Source organism: Pseudomonas sp. E102, from assembly GCF_052660185.1.
The window spans coordinates 5,588,849-5,606,252 of sequence record NZ_CP084025.1 but is presented as its reverse complement, the minus strand read 5'-3'; the positions used below and the strand labels follow the sequence as shown (position 1 = coordinate 5,606,252).

The window sequence follows — 17,404 nt, the reverse complement described above, 5'->3', positions numbered from 1 at the left end:
TTCGTTTTCAGAGAGAACCTGCCTACGATCAATATTGCGATTGCAGGTAATTCTCCAACCCGATCAGCTTGATCAGGCCCAACTGTTTTTCCAGCCAGTAAGTGTGATCTTCTTCGGTGTCGTTGAGCTGCACACGTAAGATCTCGCGAGTTACATAGTCGTTGTGCTGCTCGCACAGCTCGATACCTTTACACAAAGCAGCGCGAACCTTGTACTCCAAACGCAAGTCGGCAGCGAGCATGTCAGGCACGGTAGTGCCGATGTCCAGGTCGTCCGGACGCATGCGTGGCGTGCCTTCAAGCATCAGGATCCGGCGCATCAGCGCATCGGCGTGCTGAGCCTCTTCTTCCATCTCATGGTTGATACGTTCGTAGAGCTCGGTAAAACCCCAATCCTCGTACATCCGCGAATGGATGAAATATTGATCACGGGCCGCCAGTTCGCCGGTCAGCAACGTGTTGAGGTAATCGATTACGTCTGGGTGACCTTGCATCGCCCTACATCTCCACAAGCTTTGAAAGGCTCTAGTTTGAACCAAGCTGACTGCAAGGTCACTCGCCCAGCGCAACAAAAGCGAAGAAAATCTAAGAAAAGAGCGCTAAATAACGCAAAAACCGCCCAAATGAGGGCGGTTCTGCTTCTCGTTTAGACTTAGTTAAGCTGTACGCCCAACGCCTTCGCGATACCCTCTCCGTAAGCAGGGTCTGCCTTGAAGAAATGCTGCAGTTGGCGATCAACCACATCAGCCGACACGCCTGCCATTGCACCGGCGACATTGCTGATCAACAGCGCCTTCTGTTCCTCGTTCATCAAGCGGAACAGCGCACCTGCATGGCTGTAGTAGTCGGTGTCCTCGCGATGATCATAACGATCCGCTGCACCGCTGAGGGCCAGTGCCGGTTCCGCATAACGCGGGGCTTGCTTCGGCGCCTCCACGTAACTGTTGGGCTCATAGTTTGGCGCTGCGCCGCCGTTACTGCCAAAAGCCATGGAACCGTCGCGCTGGTAGGTATTGACCGGGCTGCGCGGAGCATTCACCGGCAGTTGCTGGTGGTTGGTACCTACGCGGTAGCGGTGAGCATCGGCGTAGGCGAATACACGGCCCTGCAACATGCGATCAGGCGAAAGACCCACGCCCGGCACCATGTTGCTCGGCCCGAACGCCGCTTGCTCCACTTCAGCAAAGTAGTTCAAGGGATTACGATTCAGCTCGAGTTCGCCGACTTCGATCAGCGGGAATTCCTTCTGCGACCAGGTCTTGGTCACGTCGAACGGATTCTCGTAATGGGCTGCAGCCTGGGCTTCGCTCATGATTTGGATGCAGACGCTCCATTTTGGAAAGTCACCGCGCTCAATTGCATTGAACAGGTCGCGCTGGGCGTAATCCGGATCGGTGCCCGCCAGGCGCGCGGCTTCTGCCGGCGCGAGATTCTTGATGCCTTGCTTGGTCTTGTAGTGCCATTTAACCCAGTGACGTTCGCCTTGGCCATTGATCAGGCTGTAGGTGTGACTGCCGAAGCCGTGCATATGACGGTAGCCGTCAGGAATACCCCGATCGGAAAACAGAATGGTGACCTGGTGCAGCGCCTCTGGGGAATGCGACCAGAAATCCCACATCATCTGGGCACTCTTGAGGTTGCTTTGCGGCAAGCGTTTCTGAGTGTGGATGAAGTCTGGGAATTTCAGCGGGTCGCGGATGAAGAACACCGGGGTGTTGTTGCCAACGATGTCCCAGTTACCTTCTTCTGTGTAGAACTTAAGGGCGAAGCCTCGAGGATCGCGCTCGGTATCCGCAGAACCGCGCTCGCCGCCCACGGTAGAGAAGCGAAGGAACGTAGGCGTCTGCTTACCGACCGATTCGAACAGCTTGGCGCTGGTGTATTGGGTAATGTCACGCGTTACGGTAAACGTACCGTATGCGCCCGACCCTTTAGCGTGCACGCGACGCTCGGGAATATTTTCGCGGTTGAAATGAGCAAGCTTCTCGATCAGGTGGAAATCATCGAGCAGCAGCGGGCCACGAGGACCTGCGGAGCGAGAGTTCTGGTTATCGGCGACGGGGGCGCCGCTAGCGGTCGTAAGCGTTTTGATCTGGCTCATGCTCAATTCTTCCTAGGTCGGTCTTCGGACTGCCGGCTAATCGGCTGGTGAGGAGTATTGATCAACAAGATGAGCGCCACAAATTCATTAAATTGTGCGCTTCAATAGAAATTATCTAACAACAACCCCAACGCCATATAGTGGCGTTTGCGACCCAAGCAAGCTTGTATGAATAAGCTGTTTTCTTGCGAGCACAAAAAACCGGGCACTGGGCCCGGTTCTTCGTTTCAGACTGTCGTCTTACTCGGCGCTTACAGCTTCGCCAGCAGTAGCACGATCAACCAACTCGACGTACGCCATAGGCGCGTTGTCGCCAGCGCGGAAACCGCACTTGAGGATGCGCAGGTAGCCACCCTCACGGGTAGCGTAACGCTTGCCCAGGTCGTTGAAGAGCTTACCAACGATGGCTTTCGAACGGGTACGGTCGAAGGCCAGGCGGCGGTTAGCCAGGCTGTCTGTCTTGGCCAGAGTGATCAGCGGCTCGGCAACGCGGCGCAGTTCTTTGGCTTTCGGCAGTGTAGTTTTGATCAGCTCGTGCTCGAACAGCGACACCGCCATGTTCTGGAACATGGCCTTGCGGTGCGAGCTGGTGCGGCTCAGGTGACGACCACTTTTACGATGACGCATGGTTCATTCCTTACCAAACACAACGTTCGGTGATTACGACGATCAGGCAGTCGCCTTGTCGTCCTTCTTAAGACTTGCAGGCGGCCAGTTGTCGAGGCGCATGCCGAGGGACAGACCGCGGGAGGCCAGAACGTCCTTGATTTCAGTCAAGGATTTCTTGCCAAGGTTCGGAGTCTTCAACAGCTCTACTTCGGTACGCTGAATCAGGTCGCCGATGTAGTAGATGTTTTCCGCCTTAAGGCAGTTAGCCGAACGTACAGTCAGTTCCAGATCGTCAACCGGGCGAAGCAGGATCGGATCGATCTCGTCTTCCTGCTCGATAGCCTCAGGCACGATGTCACCCTTGAGGTCGACGAACGCAGCCAACTGCTGTTGCAGAATGGTTGCAGCGCGGCGGATTGCCTCTTCAGGATCCAGGGTACCGTTGGTTTCCAGATCAATAACCAGCTTGTCCAGGTTGGTACGCTGTTCGACACGGGCGTTTTCCACCACGTATGCGATACGGCGAACCGGGCTGAACGAAGAGTCAAGCTGCAAGCGACCAATGCTGCGGCTTTCGTCTTCATCGCTCTGACGCGAATCTGCCGGTTCATAACCACGACCACGAGCTACGGTGAGCTTCATGTTCAGGGCGCCGTTAGACGCCAGGTTAGCGATTACGTGATCGGGGTTAACGATCTCGACATCATGATCCAGCTGAATATCGGCAGCGGTAACCACCCCCGAACCCTTCTTCGACAAGGTCAGCGTAACTTCGTCACGACCGTGCAGCTTGATAGCCAGACCTTTAAGGTTCAACAGGATTTCAATTACGTCTTCCTGTACACCTTCGATGGCGCTGTACTCATGGAGCACACCGTCAATCTCGGCCTCGACTACTGCACAGCCGGGCATTGAGGACAACAGGATGCGGCGCAGCGCGTTGCCCAGGGTGTGGCCGAAACCACGCTCGAGAGGCTCGAGTGTGATCTTGGCGCGGGTTGGACTGACAACCTGCACATCAATATGGCGGGGTGTCAGGAACTCATTTACCGAAATCTGCATGGATGCACCTATTTTCTAGCCCTTACTTGGAGTAGAGCTCGACAATCAGGCTTTCGTTGATGTCGGCGGACAGATCACTGCGAGCAGGAACGTTCTTGAAAACGCCCGACTTCTTCTCAGTGTCTACTTCTACCCATTCTACGCGGCCACGTTGGGCACACAGATCGAGAGCTTGGACAATGCGAAGTTGGTTCTTTGCTTTCTCGCGAACAGCAACCACGTCACCAGCACGAACCTGGTAGGACGGAACGTTCACGGTCTGGCCGTTAACGCTGATCGACTTGTGCGATACCAGCTGACGGGATTCGGCACGAGTAGAACCGAAACCCATACGGTATACAACGTTGTCCAGGCGGCATTCGAGCAGCTGCAACAGGTTTTCGCCGGTTGCGCCTTTCTTGCCAGCAGCTTCTTTGTAGTAGCCGCTGAATTGACGCTCGAGAACGCCATAGATACGACGGACCTTCTGCTTTTCACGCAGTTGGGTGCCGTAGTCGGACTGGCGACCGCGGCGTTGGCCGTGGATACCAGGTGCTGCTTCGATGTTGCACTTCGATTCGATCGCGCGCACGCCGCTCTTCAGGAAGAGATCGGTGCCTTCGCGACGAGCGAGTTTGCATTTTGGACCAATGTAACGAGCCATTCTTTACAATCTCCTGGATTACACGCGGCGCTTCTTCGGCGGACGGCACCCGTTGTGCGGGATTGGCGTCACGTCGGTGATGCTGGCGATCTTGTAGCCACAGCCGTTCAAAGCGCGGACTGCGGATTCACGACCTGGACCTGGACCTTTGACGTTGACGTCGAGGTTTTTCAGGCCGTATTCCAGCGCAGCTTGACCAGCACGCTCAGCAGCTACTTGAGCAGCGAACGGGGTGGACTTGCGGGAACCGCGGAAACCCGAACCACCGGAGGTAGCCCAGGAAAGAGCGTTACCTTGACGGTCGGTAATGGTCACGATGGTGTTGTTAAAAGAAGCATGGATGTGGGCGATGCCATCAACCACTGTCTTTTTAACTTTTTTACGAGGACGAGCAGCAGGTTTTGCCATGATTAAATTCCTGTCGATTCGCTGGGGCGATTACTTGCGGATCGGCTTACGCGGACCTTTACGGGTACGCGCGTTGGTCTTGGTACGCTGACCGCGTACTGGCAGACCACGACGATGACGCAGACCGCGATAGCAACCGAGGTCCATCAAGCGCTTGATTTTCATGTTGATTTCGCGACGCAGGTCACCTTCAGTGGTGAACTTCGCCACTTCGCCACGCAGCTGTTCAATTTGCTCGTCGCTCAGATCCTTGATCTTTGCGGCTGGGTTGACCCCAGTCTCTGCACAAATTTTCTGTGCAGTAGTGCGACCAACACCATAGATGTAGGTCAGCGAGATAACAGTATGCTTGTTATCTGGAATGTTAACGCCTGCAATACGGGCCATTCAGTGGGACTCCAATTGACAGCTACCTACGCCCCGGAAGCCAAGAAATAGGGCGCGAGATAATATCGCTGTAATAACAAATAATCAACCCGGCAGCGCACTAGCTGCCGGGCTTAAAGCACAATCACACTCAGCCTTGGCGCTGTTTGTGACGCGGTTCCGCGCTGCAAATTACCCGAACAACACCTTCGCGGCGAATAATCTTGCAGTTGCGGCACAGCTTTTTCACCGATGCACGAACTTTCATCACCAACTCCTCGAACCTTATGGACGCTACTCAGCGCAACATGCCGCTGCCGTAGCCCTTCAGGTTGGCTTTCTTCATCAGGGATTCGTACTGGTGCGAAACGAGGTGCGATTGTACTTGGGACATGAAGTCCATCACAACCACGACCACGATCAGCAACGAGGTCCCGCCAAGGTAGAACGGAACGTTTGCCGCAACCACCAGGAACTGGGGAAGCAAGCAGACGGCCGTCATGTAAAGAGCACCGAACAAGGTCAAACGAGTCAGAACGCCATCAATGTAGCGCGCAGACTGCTCACCAGGACGGATACCCGGAATAAAGGCACCGGACTTCTTCAGGTTTTCCGCTACGTCTTTCGGATTGAACATCAACGCCGTATAGAAGAAGCAGAAGAAAATAATCCCTGCACTAAACAGCAGAATATTCAACGGCTGACCAGGAGCGATCGACTGCGAGATGTCCTGCAACCAGCCCATACCTTCAGACTGGCCGAACCAGGCACCCAACGAAGCCGGGAACAGCAAGATGCTGCTCGCGAAAATGGCCGGGATAACACCGGCCATGTTCACCTTCAACGGCAAGTGGCTGGTCTGCGCAGCAAAAACCTTACGGCCCTGCTGACGCTTGGCGTAGTGAACAGCAATACGACGCTGACCACGCTCGATGAACACCACGAAACCGATAATCGCTACTGCCAGCAAACCGATGGCAACCAGAGCAAAGATGTTGATATCGCCCTGACGCGCAGACTCGAAAGACTGCCCGATCGCTCTCGGAAGACCGGCGACGATACCTGCGAAGATCAACATCGAGATACCGTTGCCAACACCACGCTCAGTAATCTGCTCACCCAGCCACATCATGAACATCGCGCCCGCCACAAAAGTGGTTACCGCGACGAAATGGAAGCCAAAGTCACCAGTGAACGCTACGCCCTGCCCCGCCAGACCGATGGACATGCCAACGGCCTGGACGAGAGCGAGGACGACAGTGAGGTAGCGGGTGTACTGGCTGATCTTGCGACGGCCAGCTTCACCTTCCTTCTTCAACTGCTCCAACTGCGGACTGACAGCGGACATCAGCTGCATGATGATCGATGCCGAAATGTACGGCATGATCCCCAGTGCAAAGATGCTCATCCGCTCCAGCGCGCCGCCGGAAAACATGTTGAACAAGCTAAGAATGGTCCCCTCATTCTGTCGAAACAGGTCCGCGAGTCGGTCCGGGTTGATACCTGGAACCGGGATGTGTGCGCCTATTCGGTAGACGATAATCGCCAGGAACAGAAAACGCAGACGAGCCCAGAGTTCAGACATACCGCCTTTGCCGAGCGCAGAGAGAGCACCTTGCTTAGCCATTTATTCCTCGAACTTGCCGCCAGCTGCTTCGATAGCCGCACGCGCACCTTTGGTGGCGCCGATTCCCTTTCCGATGGTGACAGCACGAGCAACTTCGCCCGACAGCATGATTTTCACACGCTGTACGTTCTGGTTGATCACGTTGGCATCCTTCAGGGACTGCACGGTGACGATGTCGCCGTCCACTTTGGCCAGCTCGGACAGACGCACTTCAGCGCGGTCCATGGCTTTCAGGGAAACGAAACCGAACTTCGGCAGGCGACGATGCAGCGGCTGTTGACCGCCTTCAAAGCCTGGAGCGATGGTGCCACCGGAGCGGGAGGTCTGACCTTTGTGGCCACGGCCACCGGTCTTGCCCAAACCACTACCGATACCACGGCCCGGACGATGCTTTTCGCGACGGGAACCCGGCGCTGGACTCAGATCATTGAGTTTCATCGATTAACCCTCGACACGCAGCATGTAGTAAGCCTTGTTGATCATCCCGCGATTCTCGGGAGTATCCTGGACTTCTACAGTGTGACCGATGCGACGCAGACCCAGACCCTTAACGCACAGTTTGTGGTTAGGGATGCGGCCGGTCATGCTTTTGATCAGCGTAACTTTTACGGTAGCCATGATCAGAAGATCTCCTTGACGCTTTTGCCACGCTTGGCGGCAATGGATTCAGGAGACTGCATTGCTTTCAAACCCTTGAAAGTGGCGTGAACCACGTTTACCGGGTTAGTCGAGCCGTAGCACTTGGCCAGAACGTTCTGAACGCCAGCAACTTCGAGGACAGCACGCATAGCGCCACCAGCGATGATACCGGTACCTTCAGAAGCAGGCTGCATGTACACCTTCGAAGCGCCATGGGCAGACTTCATTGCGTACTGCAGGGTGGTGCCGTTCAGATCAACCTGGATCATGTTGCGGCGAGCAGCTTCCATTGCCTTCTGGATCGCAGCAGGCACTTCACGCGACTTGCCACGGCCGAAGCCAACACGGCCCTTACCATCACCTACCACGGTCAACGCGGTGAAAGTGAAGATACGGCCGCCTTTAACGGTTTTGGCTACGCGGTTAACTTGAACCAGCTTCTCGATGTAGCCTTCGTCGCGCTTTTGGTCGTTATTTGACATAACTTAGAACTCCAGCCCAGCTTCACGAGCAGCATCAGCCAGCGCCTTGACGCGGCCGTGGTACTTGAAGCCAGAGCGGTCGAAAGCCACCTGCGAGACGCCAGCGGCTTTAGCACGCGTAGCGACCAGCTGGCCAACCTTAGTGGCCGCGTCGATGTTGCCAGTGGCGCCATCACGCAGTTCTTTATCCAAAGTCGAGGCACTTGCCAGGACTTTGTTGCCGTCGGCCGAAATGACCTGGGCGTAGATGTGCTGCGACGAGCGGAACACGCAGAGACGCACGACTTCGAGTTCGTGCATTTTCAGGCGTGCTTTGCGAGCGCGACGCAGTCGAGTAACTTTTTTGTCGGTCATTTGCTATGCCCTACTTCTTCTTGGCTTCTTTACGACGGACGACTTCGTCCGCGTAGCGCACACCTTTGCCTTTGTACGGCTCTGGTGGACGGAAGTCGCGGATCTCGGCGGCCACTTGACCTACCAGCTGCTTGTCGATGCCCTTGATCAGGATATCGGTCTGGCTAGGAGTCTCAGCGGTGATGCCTTCCGGCAGTTCATAATCCACTGGGTGCGAGAAGCCAAGAGCCAGGTTCAGCACTGTGCCTTTTGCTTGCGCTTTGTAACCAACACCGACCAGCTGGAGCTTGCGCTCGAAGCCTTGGCTTACGCCTTGGACCATGTTGTTAACCAACGCACGAGTGGTACCAGCCATTGCGCGAGTCTGTTGATCGCCATTGCGAGCAGCGAAACGCAGCTCACCAGCTTCTTCAACGATCTCAACGGACGAATGGATGTTCAGTTGCAGAGTGCCCTTGGCACCCTTCACCGAAAGCTGTTGGCCTGCGAATTTGACTTCGACACCGGCTGGCAGCTTAACGGGGTTCTTAGCGACGCGTGACATGCTTATCCCCCCTTAGAACACAGTGCAAAGAACTTCGCCGCCGACACCGGCAGCGCGCGCAGCACGATCCGTCATCACACCTTTGTTGGTGGAGACGATAGACACGCCCAGGCCGCCACGAACTTTCGGCAGATCCTCAACGGACTTGTACTGACGCAGGCCAGGACGGCTAACGCGCTTCACTTCCTCGATGACCGGACGGCCTTCGAAGTACTTCAGCTCGATGGACAGCAGAGGCTTGATTTCGCTGCTGATCTGATAACCCGCAATGTAACCTTCGTCCTTCAGGACTTTGGCAACAGCTACCTTCAACGTGGAAGATGGCATGCTTACGACGGACTTTTCAGCCATCTGGGCATTACGGATACGAGTTAGCATGTCCGCTAACGGGTCCTGCATACTCATGGGCTAGACGCTCCTAATACACAAAAAATTAGCCTTTCGGCTAGTACGTGTCGCCGAGCGCATCCGCGCAATAAAAACACGGGCTCAGGCGAGCCGGGTATTCTAGACACACCCCAGAAATGAATCAAGCCCCAAAAGGGGCTTGATTCAAGTTCAAGGTCACCGGCGGTCAGGATCTCGCGACCCCGAACACCAGGACATTGACAGTGCTTACCAGCTGGCTTTGACCAGACCTGGAACGTCACCACGCATAGCGGCTTGACGCAGCATGTTACGGCCGAGGCCGAACTTGCGGTACACGCCGTGCGGACGACCAGTCAGGCGGCAGCGGTTACGCATGCGCGAGGCGCTGGCGTCACGTGGCTGCTTCTGCAGTGCTACGGTAGCTTCCCAACGCGCTTCTGGACTTGCGTTCAGATCAACGATGATAGCTTTCAGCGCTGCACGCTTGGTGGCGTACTTGGCAACGGTGAGCTGACGCTTCAGCTCACGGTTCTTCATGCTCTTCTTGGCCATTGTCCTACTCCAATCAGTTGCGGAACGGGAATTTGAAAGCACGCAGCAGCGCGCGACCTTCTTCATCCGTCCGAGCAGTGGTGGTCAGGGTAATGTCCAGACCGCGGAGAGCATCGATCTTGTCGTAATCGATTTCCGGGAAAATGATCTGCTCTTTCACGCCCATGCTGTAGTTGCCACGACCATCGAAGGACTTGGCATTCAGGCCGCGGAAGTCGCGAACCCGAGGCAGGGAGATCGACAGCAGACGATCCAGGAACTCGTACATACGCTCACGGCGCAGGGTCACTTTGACGCCGATCGGCCAACCTTCACGGACTTTAAAGCCAGCGATGGATTTCCGAGCGTAAGTCACAACGACTTTCTGACCGGTGATCTTTTCCAGGTCGGCAACGGCATGCTCGATGACTTTTTTGTCGCCGATCGCTTCGCCCAGACCCATGTTCAGGGTGATTTTGGTAACGCGCGGAACTTCCATCACGTTCGAAAGCTTAAGTTCTTCCTTAAGTTTCGGTGCGATTTCCTTCCGGTAAATCTCTTTTAGTCGTGCCATGGTCTTCTACCTAGCAGTGTTCAAGCATCAACCGCTTTTTGGGTCGACTTGAAGACACGAATTTTCTTACCGTCTTCTACTTTGAAACCAACGCGGTCAGCCTTGTTGGTTTCGCCGTTGAAGATGGCGACGTTGGAAGCGTGCAGTGGCGCTTCTTTCTCGACGATACCGCCTTGTACGCCCGACATCGGGTTAGGCTTGGTATGACGCTTGACCAGGTTCAGACCACCAACAACCAGACGGTTGTCAGCAAGAACCTTCAGCACCTTACCGCGCTTACCCTTGTCTTTGCCGGCGATCACGATGATCTCGTCGTCACGACGAATCTTTTGCATGTCGGATCTCCTTACAGCACTTCTGGGGCGAGCGAGACGATCTTCATGAACTTCTCAGTACGAAGTTCACGGGTCACTGGCCCAAAGATACGGGTGCCGATTGGCTCTTGCTTGTTGTTCAACAGAACAGCAGCGTTGCCATCAAAGCGGATGATGGAGCCGTCAGCACGACGAACACCGTGGCGAGTGCGGACTACGATAGCAGTCATCACTTGGCCTTTTTTCACCTTACCGCGAGGAATTGCTTCCTTGACGGTAACTTTGATGATGTCACCGATACCAGCGTAACGACGATGGGAGCCACCCAGCACCTTGATGCACATAACACGGCGAGCGCCGCTGTTATCGGCCACATCGAGCATGGATTGAGTCTGAATCATATAATTTCTCCGACCCCTAGCCCTTAGACTTCCACAGCGCGTTCGAGAACATCAACCAGCGCCCAAGACTTGGTCTTGGCCATCGGACGAGTCTCACGAATAGTGACCTTGTCGCCGATGTGGCACTGATTGGTTTCGTCGTGCGCGTGCAGCTTAGTCGAACGCTTAACGTATTTACCGTAGATCGGGTGCTTAACGCGACGCTCGATCAGAACGGTGATGGTTTTGTCCATCTTGTCGCTGACAACACGGCCAGTCAGCGTACGGACAGTTTTTTCGGCTTCAGCCATGATTACTTACCTGCCTGCTGGTTGAGCACAGTTTTCACGCGAGCGATGTCACGCTTAACTTGCGAGAGCAGATGAGACTGCCCCAACTGGCCAGTTGCTTTCTGCATACGCAGATTGAACTGGTCGCGCAGCAGGCCGAGCAGTTGCTCGTTCAGCTGCTGTGCTGATTTTTCACGAAGTTCATTCGCTTTCATCACATCACCGTCCGTTTAACAAAGGAGGTGGCGAGCGGCAGCTTTGCAGCAGCCAGGGCGAAAGCCTCACGCGCCAGCTCTTCAGAAACACCCTCGATTTCGTACAGGACTTTGCCTGGCTGAATCTGGGCAACCCAGTACTCCACGTTACCCTTACCTTTACCCATCCGAACTTCGAGTGGCTTCTTGGTGACAGGCTTGTCCGGGAATACACGGATCCAGATCTTGCCGCCACGTTTTACGTGACGGGTCAGAGCACGACGCGCTGACTCGATCTGACGAGCGGTGAGACGACCACGAGCAACAGACTTCAGCGCGAACTCGCCGAAGCTGACTTTGCTACCGCGCAATGCCAGGCCACGGTTGTGACCGGTCATCTGCTTGCGGAACTTCGTACGCTTTGGTTGCAACATTTGGCGTACCCCTTACTTAGCAGCTTTTTTACGAGGCGCTGGTGCTTGTGGCTTCAGTTCTTCTTGGCGACCACCAATTACTTCGCCTTTGAAGATCCAAACCTTTACACCGATCACACCGTAGGTGGTGTGAGCTTCGTAGTTGGCATAGTCGATGTCGGCACGCAGGGTGTGCAGTGGCACACGACCTTCGCGATACCATTCAGTACGTGCGATTTCAGCACCGCCGAGACGACCGCTCACTTGGATTTTGATGCCTTTGGCACCAATGCGCATTGCGTTCTGTACAGCGCGCTTCATAGCGCGACGGAACATTACACGGCGCTCCAGCTGCTGAGCTACGCTCTGCGCAACCAGCATACCGTCGAGTTCCGGCTTGCGGATCTCTTCGATATTGATGTGCACAGGCACACCCATTTGCTTGGTCAGGTCCTGACGCAGTTTCTCAACATCTTCACCTTTCTTCCCGATAACGATACCTGGGCGAGCGGTGTGGATGGTGATACGTGCAGTCTGAGCCGGACGATGGATATCGATACGGCTGACGGACGCGCTTTTTAGTTTGTCTTGGAGATACTCACGCACCTTCAGATCAGCGAACAAGTAGTCCGCATAAGTCCGACCGTCTGCGTACCAGACGGAGGTGTGCTCCTTGACGATTCCCAGGCGAATGCCAATGGGATGTACTTTCTGACCCATCTCTTCGACTCCGTTACTTGTCAGCAACCTTGACAGTGATATGGCAAGACCGCTTGACGATGCGATCAGCACGGCCTTTGGCACGTGGCATGATGCGCTTCAGCGAACGCCCTTCGTTGACGAAAACGGTGCTGACCTTCAGGTCATCAACGTCTGCGCCTTCGTTATGCTCGGCGTTGGCTACGGCCGACTCCAGCACTTTTTTCATGATCTCGGCGGCTTTCTTACTGCTGAAAGCCAACAGGTTGAGCGCTTCGCCCACCTTCTTCCCGCGGATCTGGTCGGCGACCAAGCGGGCTTTCTGGGCGGAGATTCGAGCGCCCGACAACTTAGCGGCTACTTCCATTTCCTTACCCCTTAACGCTTGGCTTTCTTGTCAGCCACGTGCCCACGGTATGTGCGGGTACCGGCGAACTCGCCCAGTTTGTGGCCGACCATGTCTTCGTTCACGAGAACTGGGACGTGCTGGCGACCGTTGTGTACAGCGATGGTCAGACCGACCATTTGTGGCAGGATCATCGAACGGCGCGACCAGGTCTTAACTGGTTTGCGATCGTTCTTTTCCGCCGCCACTTCGATCTTCTTCAGTAGGTGAAGATCAATAAAAGGACCTTTTTTCAGAGAACGTGGCACTGTCGTATCCCTCTATTTACTTGCGACGACGGACGATCATTTTGTCGGTACGCTTATTACCACGAGTCTTCGCGCCCTTAGTCGGGAAGCCCCATGGCGATACCGGATGACGACCACCAGAGGTACGACCTTCACCACCACCATGTGGGTGGTCAACCGGGTTCATGGCAACACCACGAACGGTTGGGCGAACGCCACGCCAGCGCTTGGCACCAGCTTTACCCAACGAACGCAGGCTGTGCTCGGAGTTCGAGACTTCGCCCAGGGTCGCACGGCATTCAGCCAGTACTTTACGCATCTCACCAGAACGCAGACGCAGGGTCACGTAGACACCTTCACGAGCGATCAGCTGAGCCGAAGCACCAGCGGAACGAGCGATTTGCGCGCCTTTACCTGGCTTCAATTCGATGCCGTGTACGGTGCTACCAACTGGAATGTTACGCAGTTGCAGAGCGTTGCCCGGCTTGATCGGCGCCAAGGCACCTGCGATCAGCTGGTCGCCAGCGCTCACGCCTTTAGGGGCGATGATGTAGCGACGCTCGCCATCTGCGTACAGCAGCAGAGCGATGTGAGCAGTACGGTTTGGATCGTATTCGATACGCTCGACGGTGGCAGCGATGCCATCCTTGTCGTTGCGACGGAAGTCGACCAGACGATAATGCTGCTTATGACCACCACCAACGTGACGAGTGGTAATACGGCCATTGTTGTTACGACCACCAGACTTCGATTTTTTCTCGAGCAGCGGTGCGTGAGGAGCGCCTTTATGCAGCTCCTGGTTGACCACCTTGACCACAAAACGGCGGCCAGGGGAAGTCGGTTTGCATTTAACGATTGCCATGATGCACCCCTTCCTTACTCAGCACTGCTGCTGAAATCGAGATCTTGGCCTGGCTGAAGGGAGATAACTGCCTTCTTCCAGTCATTACGCTTGCCCAGACCGCGAGCAGTGCGCTTGCTTTTACCCAGAACATTCAGGGTAGTAACGCGCTCTACTTTGACGCTGAACAGGCTTTCGACGGCCTTCTTGATTTCCAGCTTGGTTGCATCGGTTGCAACCTTGAAAACGAACTGGCCTTTCTTGTCTGCCAGAACCGTAGCCTTCTCGGAAACGTGCGGGCCAAGCAGAACTTTAAATACGCGTTCCTGGTTCATCCCAGCAGCTCCTCGAATTTCTTCACGGCCGACACGGTGATCAACACCTTGTCGTATGCGATCAGACTGACCGGATCGGAACCCTGCACGTCACGAACGTCGACGTGTGGCAGGTTGCGAGCAGCCAGGTACAGGTTCTGATCAACAGCGTCAGACACGATCAGGACGTCAGTCAGACCCATGCCATTCAGCTTGTTCAGCAGATCTTTGGTTTTCGGTGCTTCAACAGCGAAGTCCTGAACCACGACCAGACGATCAGTACGCACCAGCTCAGCAAGGATGGAACGCATTGCTGCGCGGTACATCTTCTTGTTCAGCTTCTGGGAGTGATCCTGAGGACGAGCTGCGAAAGTGGTACCGCCGCCACGCCAGATTGGGCTACGGATAGTACCGGCACGAGCACGGCCAGTACCTTTCTGACGCCATGGGCGCTTACCGCCACCAGAAACGTCGGAACGGGTCTTTTGCTGCTTGCTACCTTGACGGCCGCCGGCCATGTAGGCCACGACTGCTTGGTGAACCAGCGTCTCGTTGAATTCGCCGCCAAATGTCAGTTCGGAAACTTCGATCGCTTGAGCGTCATTTACATTTAATTGCATGTCAGCTTCCCCTTAACCGCGAGCCTTGGCTGCTGGACGTACAACCAAGTTGCCGCCAGTAGCGCCAGGAACAGCGCCCTTGACCAACAACAGATTGCGTTCAGCGTCCACGCGCACTACTTCGAGGGACTGCACGGTCACGCGCTCAGCGCCCATATGACCGGACATTTTTTTGCCCTTGAATACACGACCAGGAGTCTGGCACTGGCCGATAGAGCCTGGAACGCGGTGGGATACGGAGTTACCGTGGGTGTTATCTTGCCCGCGGAAGTTCCAACGCTTGATCGTACCCTGGAAGCCTTTACCTTTGGACTGACCGGTTACATCAACCAGTTGACCAGCAGCGAAGATTTCAGCGTTGATCAGATCGCCGGCCTGGTACTCGCCTTCTTCAAGGCGGAATTCCATTACGGTACGACCAGCGGCTACGTTCGCCTTGGCGAAGTGGCCAGCTTGAGCAGCTGTTACACGCGAAGCGCGACGCTCGCCGACAGTGACTTGCACTGCACGATAGCCATCGGTCTCTTCAGTTTTGAACTGGGTGACGCGATTCGGCTCGATCTCAATGACCGTGACCGGAATGGAGACACCTTCTTCGGTGAAAATACGGGTCATACCGCATTTACGACCGACTACACCAATAGTCATGTTGTAAACCTCATGAGTGTACGGGGCTTTCACCCGCTATGGCCGCCCATTTCAGAGCGTTACACGACTAAGACCGAGTCTTAGCCGAGGCTGATCTGCACTTCCACACCGGCCGCAAGATCAAGCTTCATAAGAGCATCAACGGTTTTATCCGTTGGCTGGACGATGTCCAGAACGCGCTTATGAGTACGGATCTCGTACTGGTCACGCGCGTCTTTGTTGACGTGCGGGGAGACCAGAACGGTGAACCGCTCTTTACGGGTAGGCAGTGGAATTGGACCACGCACTTGAGCACCAGTACGTTTCGCGGTTTCCACGATTTCCTGGGTGGATTGGTCGATCAGGCGATGGTCAAAAGCCTTCAACCTGATACGGATTTGCTGATTTTGCATTGGATTTCAGACTCCGGCTGCTATTCCCACCGGGCGCAATACGCCCGTTAAAAGGAGGCGCAATTCTATAGACGCCCCTGATAGGTGTCAACCTAATAAAAAAGCCCCCGCTAAGCGGGGGCTTTCCTGTTCATCGAGTCGACTCTGAAAGAGTCTTATTCGATGACTTTGGCTACGACGCCAGCGCCGACGGTACGACCGCCTTCACGGATAGCGAAACGCAGGCCGTCTTCCATTGCGATGGTCTTGATCAGAGTGACAGTCATCTGAATGTTGTCACCTGGCATTACCATTTCAACGCCTTCTGGCAGCTCGCAGTTACCAGTCACGTCAGTTGTACGGAAGTAGAACTGTGGACGGTAGCCTTTGAAGAACGGAGTGTGACGACCGCCTTCTTCCTTGCTCAGAACGTAGACTTCTGCGGTGAACTTGGTGTGCGGCTTGACGGTGCCTGGCTTGACCAGAACCTGGCCACGCTCAACGTCGTCACGCTTGGTGCCGCGCAGCAGTACGCCGCAGTTCTCGCCAGCACGACCTTCGTCGAGCAGCTTGCGGAACATTTCAACGCCGGTGCAGGTAGTTTTCTGAGTGTCGCGCAGACCGACGATCTCAACTTCTTCCTGGATACGGACGATGCCACGCTCAACACGACCAGTCACAACAGTACCGCGACCGGAGATCGAGAATACGTCTTCGATTGGCATCAGGAACGGCTTGTCGATAGCACGCTCTGGCTCTGGGATGTAGCTGTCCAGAGTTTCCACCAGCTTCTTGACAGCAGTGGTGCCCATTTCGTTGTCGTCTTGGCCGTTCAGAGCCATCAGAGCCGAACCGATGATGATTGGAGTGTCATCACCTGGGAAGTCGTAAGTGCTCAGCAGGTCGCGCACTTCCATCTCAACCAGTTCCAGCAGCTCAGCGTCGTCAACCATGTCAGCCTTGTTCAGGAAGACAACGATGTACGGAACGCCTACCTGACGGGACAGCAGGATGTGCTCACGGGTTTGTGGCATCGGACCATCAGCGGCCGAGCAAACCAGGATCGCGCCGTCCATCTGGGCAGCACCGGTGATCATGTTTTTTACGTAGTCGGCGTGACCTGGGCAGTCAACGTGTGCGTAGTGACGCACGGACGAATCGTATTCAACGTGAGCGGTGTTGATGGTGATACCGCGAGCTTTCTCTTCCGGGGCGCTGTCGATCTTGTCGAAGTCAACCTTGGCCGAACCGAAAACTTCGGAGCAGACACGGGTCAGAGCAGCGGTCAGGGTAGTTTTACCGTGGTCAACGTGGCCGATGGTGCCAACGTTGACGTGCGGTTTGTTCCGTTCAAATTTTTCTTTAGCCACGACAATTAA

The 17,404-nt window shown here is 55.2% G+C and carries 31 protein-coding genes; all 31 read right to left on the bottom strand.

Features of this window, described 5'->3' with window-relative positions; translation table 11 throughout:
- Positions 1 to 28: 28 nt before the first annotated feature.
- Positions 29 to 493 carry a bacterioferritin gene (gene bfr / locus DOCECA_RS25380; RefSeq protein WP_420767529.1) on the bottom strand — a complete coding sequence of 155 codons (465 nt, stop codon included), beginning with the start codon at positions 491 to 493 and terminating at the stop codon, positions 29 to 31.
- 158 nt (positions 494 to 651) lie between these two features.
- Positions 652 to 2,100, bottom strand: a complete 1,449-nt coding sequence (locus DOCECA_RS25375; protein WP_445571251.1) for a catalase — start codon at positions 2,098 to 2,100, stop codon at positions 652 to 654.
- Positions 2,101 to 2,340: 240 nt separating this feature from the next.
- Positions 2,341 to 2,727 (bottom strand): 50S ribosomal protein L17, encoded by a 387-nt coding sequence (gene rplQ, locus DOCECA_RS25370; RefSeq protein ID WP_003176402.1) that lies wholly within the window; start codon positions 2,725 to 2,727, stop codon positions 2,341 to 2,343.
- 42 nt (positions 2,728 to 2,769) lie between these two features.
- Positions 2,770 to 3,771, bottom strand: a complete 1,002-nt coding sequence (locus DOCECA_RS25365) for a DNA-directed RNA polymerase subunit alpha (RefSeq protein WP_420767527.1) — start codon at positions 3,769 to 3,771, stop codon at positions 2,770 to 2,772.
- Positions 3,772 to 3,793: 22 nt separating this feature from the next.
- Positions 3,794 to 4,414, bottom strand: a complete 621-nt coding sequence (gene rpsD, locus DOCECA_RS25360; protein ID WP_003176404.1) for a 30S ribosomal protein S4 — start codon at positions 4,412 to 4,414, stop codon at positions 3,794 to 3,796.
- Positions 4,415 to 4,432: 18 nt separating this feature from the next.
- Positions 4,433 to 4,822 carry a 30S ribosomal protein S11 gene (gene rpsK / locus DOCECA_RS25355; RefSeq protein ID WP_002555466.1) on the bottom strand — a complete coding sequence of 130 codons (390 nt, stop codon included), beginning with the start codon at positions 4,820 to 4,822 and terminating at the stop codon, positions 4,433 to 4,435.
- A 30-nt stretch (positions 4,823 to 4,852) separates the two neighbouring features.
- On the bottom strand, positions 4,853 to 5,209 hold the full coding sequence (gene rpsM, locus DOCECA_RS25350) for a 30S ribosomal protein S13 (RefSeq protein WP_009045849.1): 357 nt from the start codon (positions 5,207 to 5,209) through the stop codon (positions 4,853 to 4,855).
- Between the two features lie 130 nt (positions 5,210 to 5,339).
- On the bottom strand, positions 5,340 to 5,456 hold the full coding sequence (gene rpmJ, locus DOCECA_RS25345) for a 50S ribosomal protein L36 (RefSeq protein ID WP_002555468.1): 117 nt from the start codon (positions 5,454 to 5,456) through the stop codon (positions 5,340 to 5,342).
- Between the two features lie 30 nt (positions 5,457 to 5,486).
- Positions 5,487 to 6,815: a preprotein translocase subunit SecY gene (gene secY, locus DOCECA_RS25340; protein ID WP_018612224.1), complete on the bottom strand. Its 1,329-nt coding sequence runs from the start codon at positions 6,813 to 6,815 to the stop codon at positions 5,487 to 5,489.
- Positions 6,816 to 7,253: a 50S ribosomal protein L15 gene (rplO, locus tag DOCECA_RS25335; RefSeq protein WP_003186032.1), complete on the bottom strand. Its 438-nt coding sequence runs from the start codon at positions 7,251 to 7,253 to the stop codon at positions 6,816 to 6,818. It abuts the gene before it with no gap.
- A 3-nt stretch (positions 7,254 to 7,256) separates the two neighbouring features.
- Positions 7,257 to 7,433, bottom strand: a complete 177-nt coding sequence (gene rpmD / locus DOCECA_RS25330) for a 50S ribosomal protein L30 (RefSeq protein ID WP_003176408.1) — start codon at positions 7,431 to 7,433, stop codon at positions 7,257 to 7,259.
- A 2-nt stretch (positions 7,434 to 7,435) separates the two neighbouring features.
- Positions 7,436 to 7,936, bottom strand: a complete 501-nt coding sequence (rpsE, locus tag DOCECA_RS25325) for a 30S ribosomal protein S5 (protein WP_003186035.1) — start codon at positions 7,934 to 7,936, stop codon at positions 7,436 to 7,438.
- Positions 7,937 to 7,939: 3 nt separating this feature from the next.
- Positions 7,940 to 8,290 (bottom strand): 50S ribosomal protein L18, encoded by a 351-nt coding sequence (gene rplR / locus DOCECA_RS25320; protein WP_003186037.1) that lies wholly within the window; start codon positions 8,288 to 8,290, stop codon positions 7,940 to 7,942.
- A 10-nt stretch (positions 8,291 to 8,300) separates the two neighbouring features.
- Positions 8,301 to 8,834, bottom strand: coding sequence for a 50S ribosomal protein L6 (gene rplF, locus DOCECA_RS25315; RefSeq protein ID WP_003186039.1), 534 nt, complete (start codon positions 8,832 to 8,834; stop codon positions 8,301 to 8,303).
- A 12-nt stretch (positions 8,835 to 8,846) separates the two neighbouring features.
- Entirely contained in the window at positions 8,847 to 9,239 is a 393-nt protein-coding gene (rpsH, locus tag DOCECA_RS25310) for a 30S ribosomal protein S8 (RefSeq protein WP_017848802.1), read from the bottom strand.
- Positions 9,240 to 9,449: 210 nt separating this feature from the next.
- Complete coding sequence (gene rpsN, locus DOCECA_RS25305) at positions 9,450 to 9,755, bottom strand: 30S ribosomal protein S14 (protein ID WP_003186042.1); 306 nt, start codon at positions 9,753 to 9,755, stop codon at positions 9,450 to 9,452.
- A 13-nt stretch (positions 9,756 to 9,768) separates the two neighbouring features.
- A complete protein-coding gene (gene rplE / locus DOCECA_RS25300) occupies positions 9,769 to 10,308 on the bottom strand; it encodes a 50S ribosomal protein L5 (protein ID WP_030140492.1) in 540 nt (179 codons plus the stop codon).
- Positions 10,309 to 10,328: 20 nt separating this feature from the next.
- Positions 10,329 to 10,643: a 50S ribosomal protein L24 gene (gene rplX / locus DOCECA_RS25295; RefSeq protein ID WP_003186046.1), complete on the bottom strand. Its 315-nt coding sequence runs from the start codon at positions 10,641 to 10,643 to the stop codon at positions 10,329 to 10,331.
- Between the two features lie 11 nt (positions 10,644 to 10,654).
- Positions 10,655 to 11,023 carry a 50S ribosomal protein L14 gene (gene rplN, locus DOCECA_RS25290; RefSeq protein WP_420767526.1) on the bottom strand — a complete coding sequence of 123 codons (369 nt, stop codon included), beginning with the start codon at positions 11,021 to 11,023 and terminating at the stop codon, positions 10,655 to 10,657.
- Between the two features lie 23 nt (positions 11,024 to 11,046).
- Complete coding sequence (gene rpsQ / locus DOCECA_RS25285; protein WP_003194644.1) at positions 11,047 to 11,313, bottom strand: 30S ribosomal protein S17; 267 nt, start codon at positions 11,311 to 11,313, stop codon at positions 11,047 to 11,049.
- A 2-nt stretch (positions 11,314 to 11,315) separates the two neighbouring features.
- On the bottom strand, positions 11,316 to 11,507 hold the full coding sequence (gene rpmC / locus DOCECA_RS25280) for a 50S ribosomal protein L29 (protein ID WP_002555481.1): 192 nt from the start codon (positions 11,505 to 11,507) through the stop codon (positions 11,316 to 11,318).
- On the bottom strand, positions 11,507 to 11,920 hold the full coding sequence (gene rplP, locus DOCECA_RS25275; RefSeq protein ID WP_003186052.1) for a 50S ribosomal protein L16: 414 nt from the start codon (positions 11,918 to 11,920) through the stop codon (positions 11,507 to 11,509). The genes rpmC and rplP overlap by 1 nt, the downstream gene beginning before the upstream one ends.
- A gap of 12 nt (positions 11,921 to 11,932) precedes the next feature.
- Positions 11,933 to 12,619, bottom strand: coding sequence for a 30S ribosomal protein S3 (rpsC, locus tag DOCECA_RS25270; protein ID WP_003176422.1), 687 nt, complete (start codon positions 12,617 to 12,619; stop codon positions 11,933 to 11,935).
- Between the two features lie 13 nt (positions 12,620 to 12,632).
- Positions 12,633 to 12,965 (bottom strand): 50S ribosomal protein L22, encoded by a 333-nt coding sequence (gene rplV / locus DOCECA_RS25265; protein ID WP_003103908.1) that lies wholly within the window; start codon positions 12,963 to 12,965, stop codon positions 12,633 to 12,635.
- 11 nt (positions 12,966 to 12,976) lie between these two features.
- Complete coding sequence (gene rpsS / locus DOCECA_RS25260) at positions 12,977 to 13,252, bottom strand: 30S ribosomal protein S19 (protein ID WP_002555486.1); 276 nt, start codon at positions 13,250 to 13,252, stop codon at positions 12,977 to 12,979.
- A gap of 16 nt (positions 13,253 to 13,268) precedes the next feature.
- Positions 13,269 to 14,093, bottom strand: coding sequence for a 50S ribosomal protein L2 (gene rplB, locus DOCECA_RS25255; protein WP_007924198.1), 825 nt, complete (start codon positions 14,091 to 14,093; stop codon positions 13,269 to 13,271).
- Between the two features lie 14 nt (positions 14,094 to 14,107).
- Positions 14,108 to 14,407 (bottom strand): 50S ribosomal protein L23, encoded by a 300-nt coding sequence (rplW, locus tag DOCECA_RS25250; protein ID WP_002555488.1) that lies wholly within the window; start codon positions 14,405 to 14,407, stop codon positions 14,108 to 14,110.
- A complete protein-coding gene (rplD, locus tag DOCECA_RS25245) occupies positions 14,404 to 15,006 on the bottom strand; it encodes a 50S ribosomal protein L4 (RefSeq protein ID WP_003186057.1) in 603 nt (200 codons plus the stop codon). Before rplD ends, rplW begins: the two co-directional genes overlap by 4 nt.
- 12 nt (positions 15,007 to 15,018) lie before the next feature.
- Positions 15,019 to 15,654, bottom strand: a complete 636-nt coding sequence (gene rplC, locus DOCECA_RS25240; RefSeq protein ID WP_003186059.1) for a 50S ribosomal protein L3 — start codon at positions 15,652 to 15,654, stop codon at positions 15,019 to 15,021.
- A gap of 80 nt (positions 15,655 to 15,734) precedes the next feature.
- Positions 15,735 to 16,046 carry a 30S ribosomal protein S10 gene (gene rpsJ / locus DOCECA_RS25235; protein ID WP_003186070.1) on the bottom strand — a complete coding sequence of 104 codons (312 nt, stop codon included), beginning with the start codon at positions 16,044 to 16,046 and terminating at the stop codon, positions 15,735 to 15,737.
- 155 nt (positions 16,047 to 16,201) lie between these two features.
- A complete protein-coding gene (gene tuf / locus DOCECA_RS25230; protein WP_339481469.1) occupies positions 16,202 to 17,395 on the bottom strand; it encodes an elongation factor Tu in 1,194 nt (397 codons plus the stop codon).
- Positions 17,396 to 17,404: the final 9 nt, after the last annotated feature.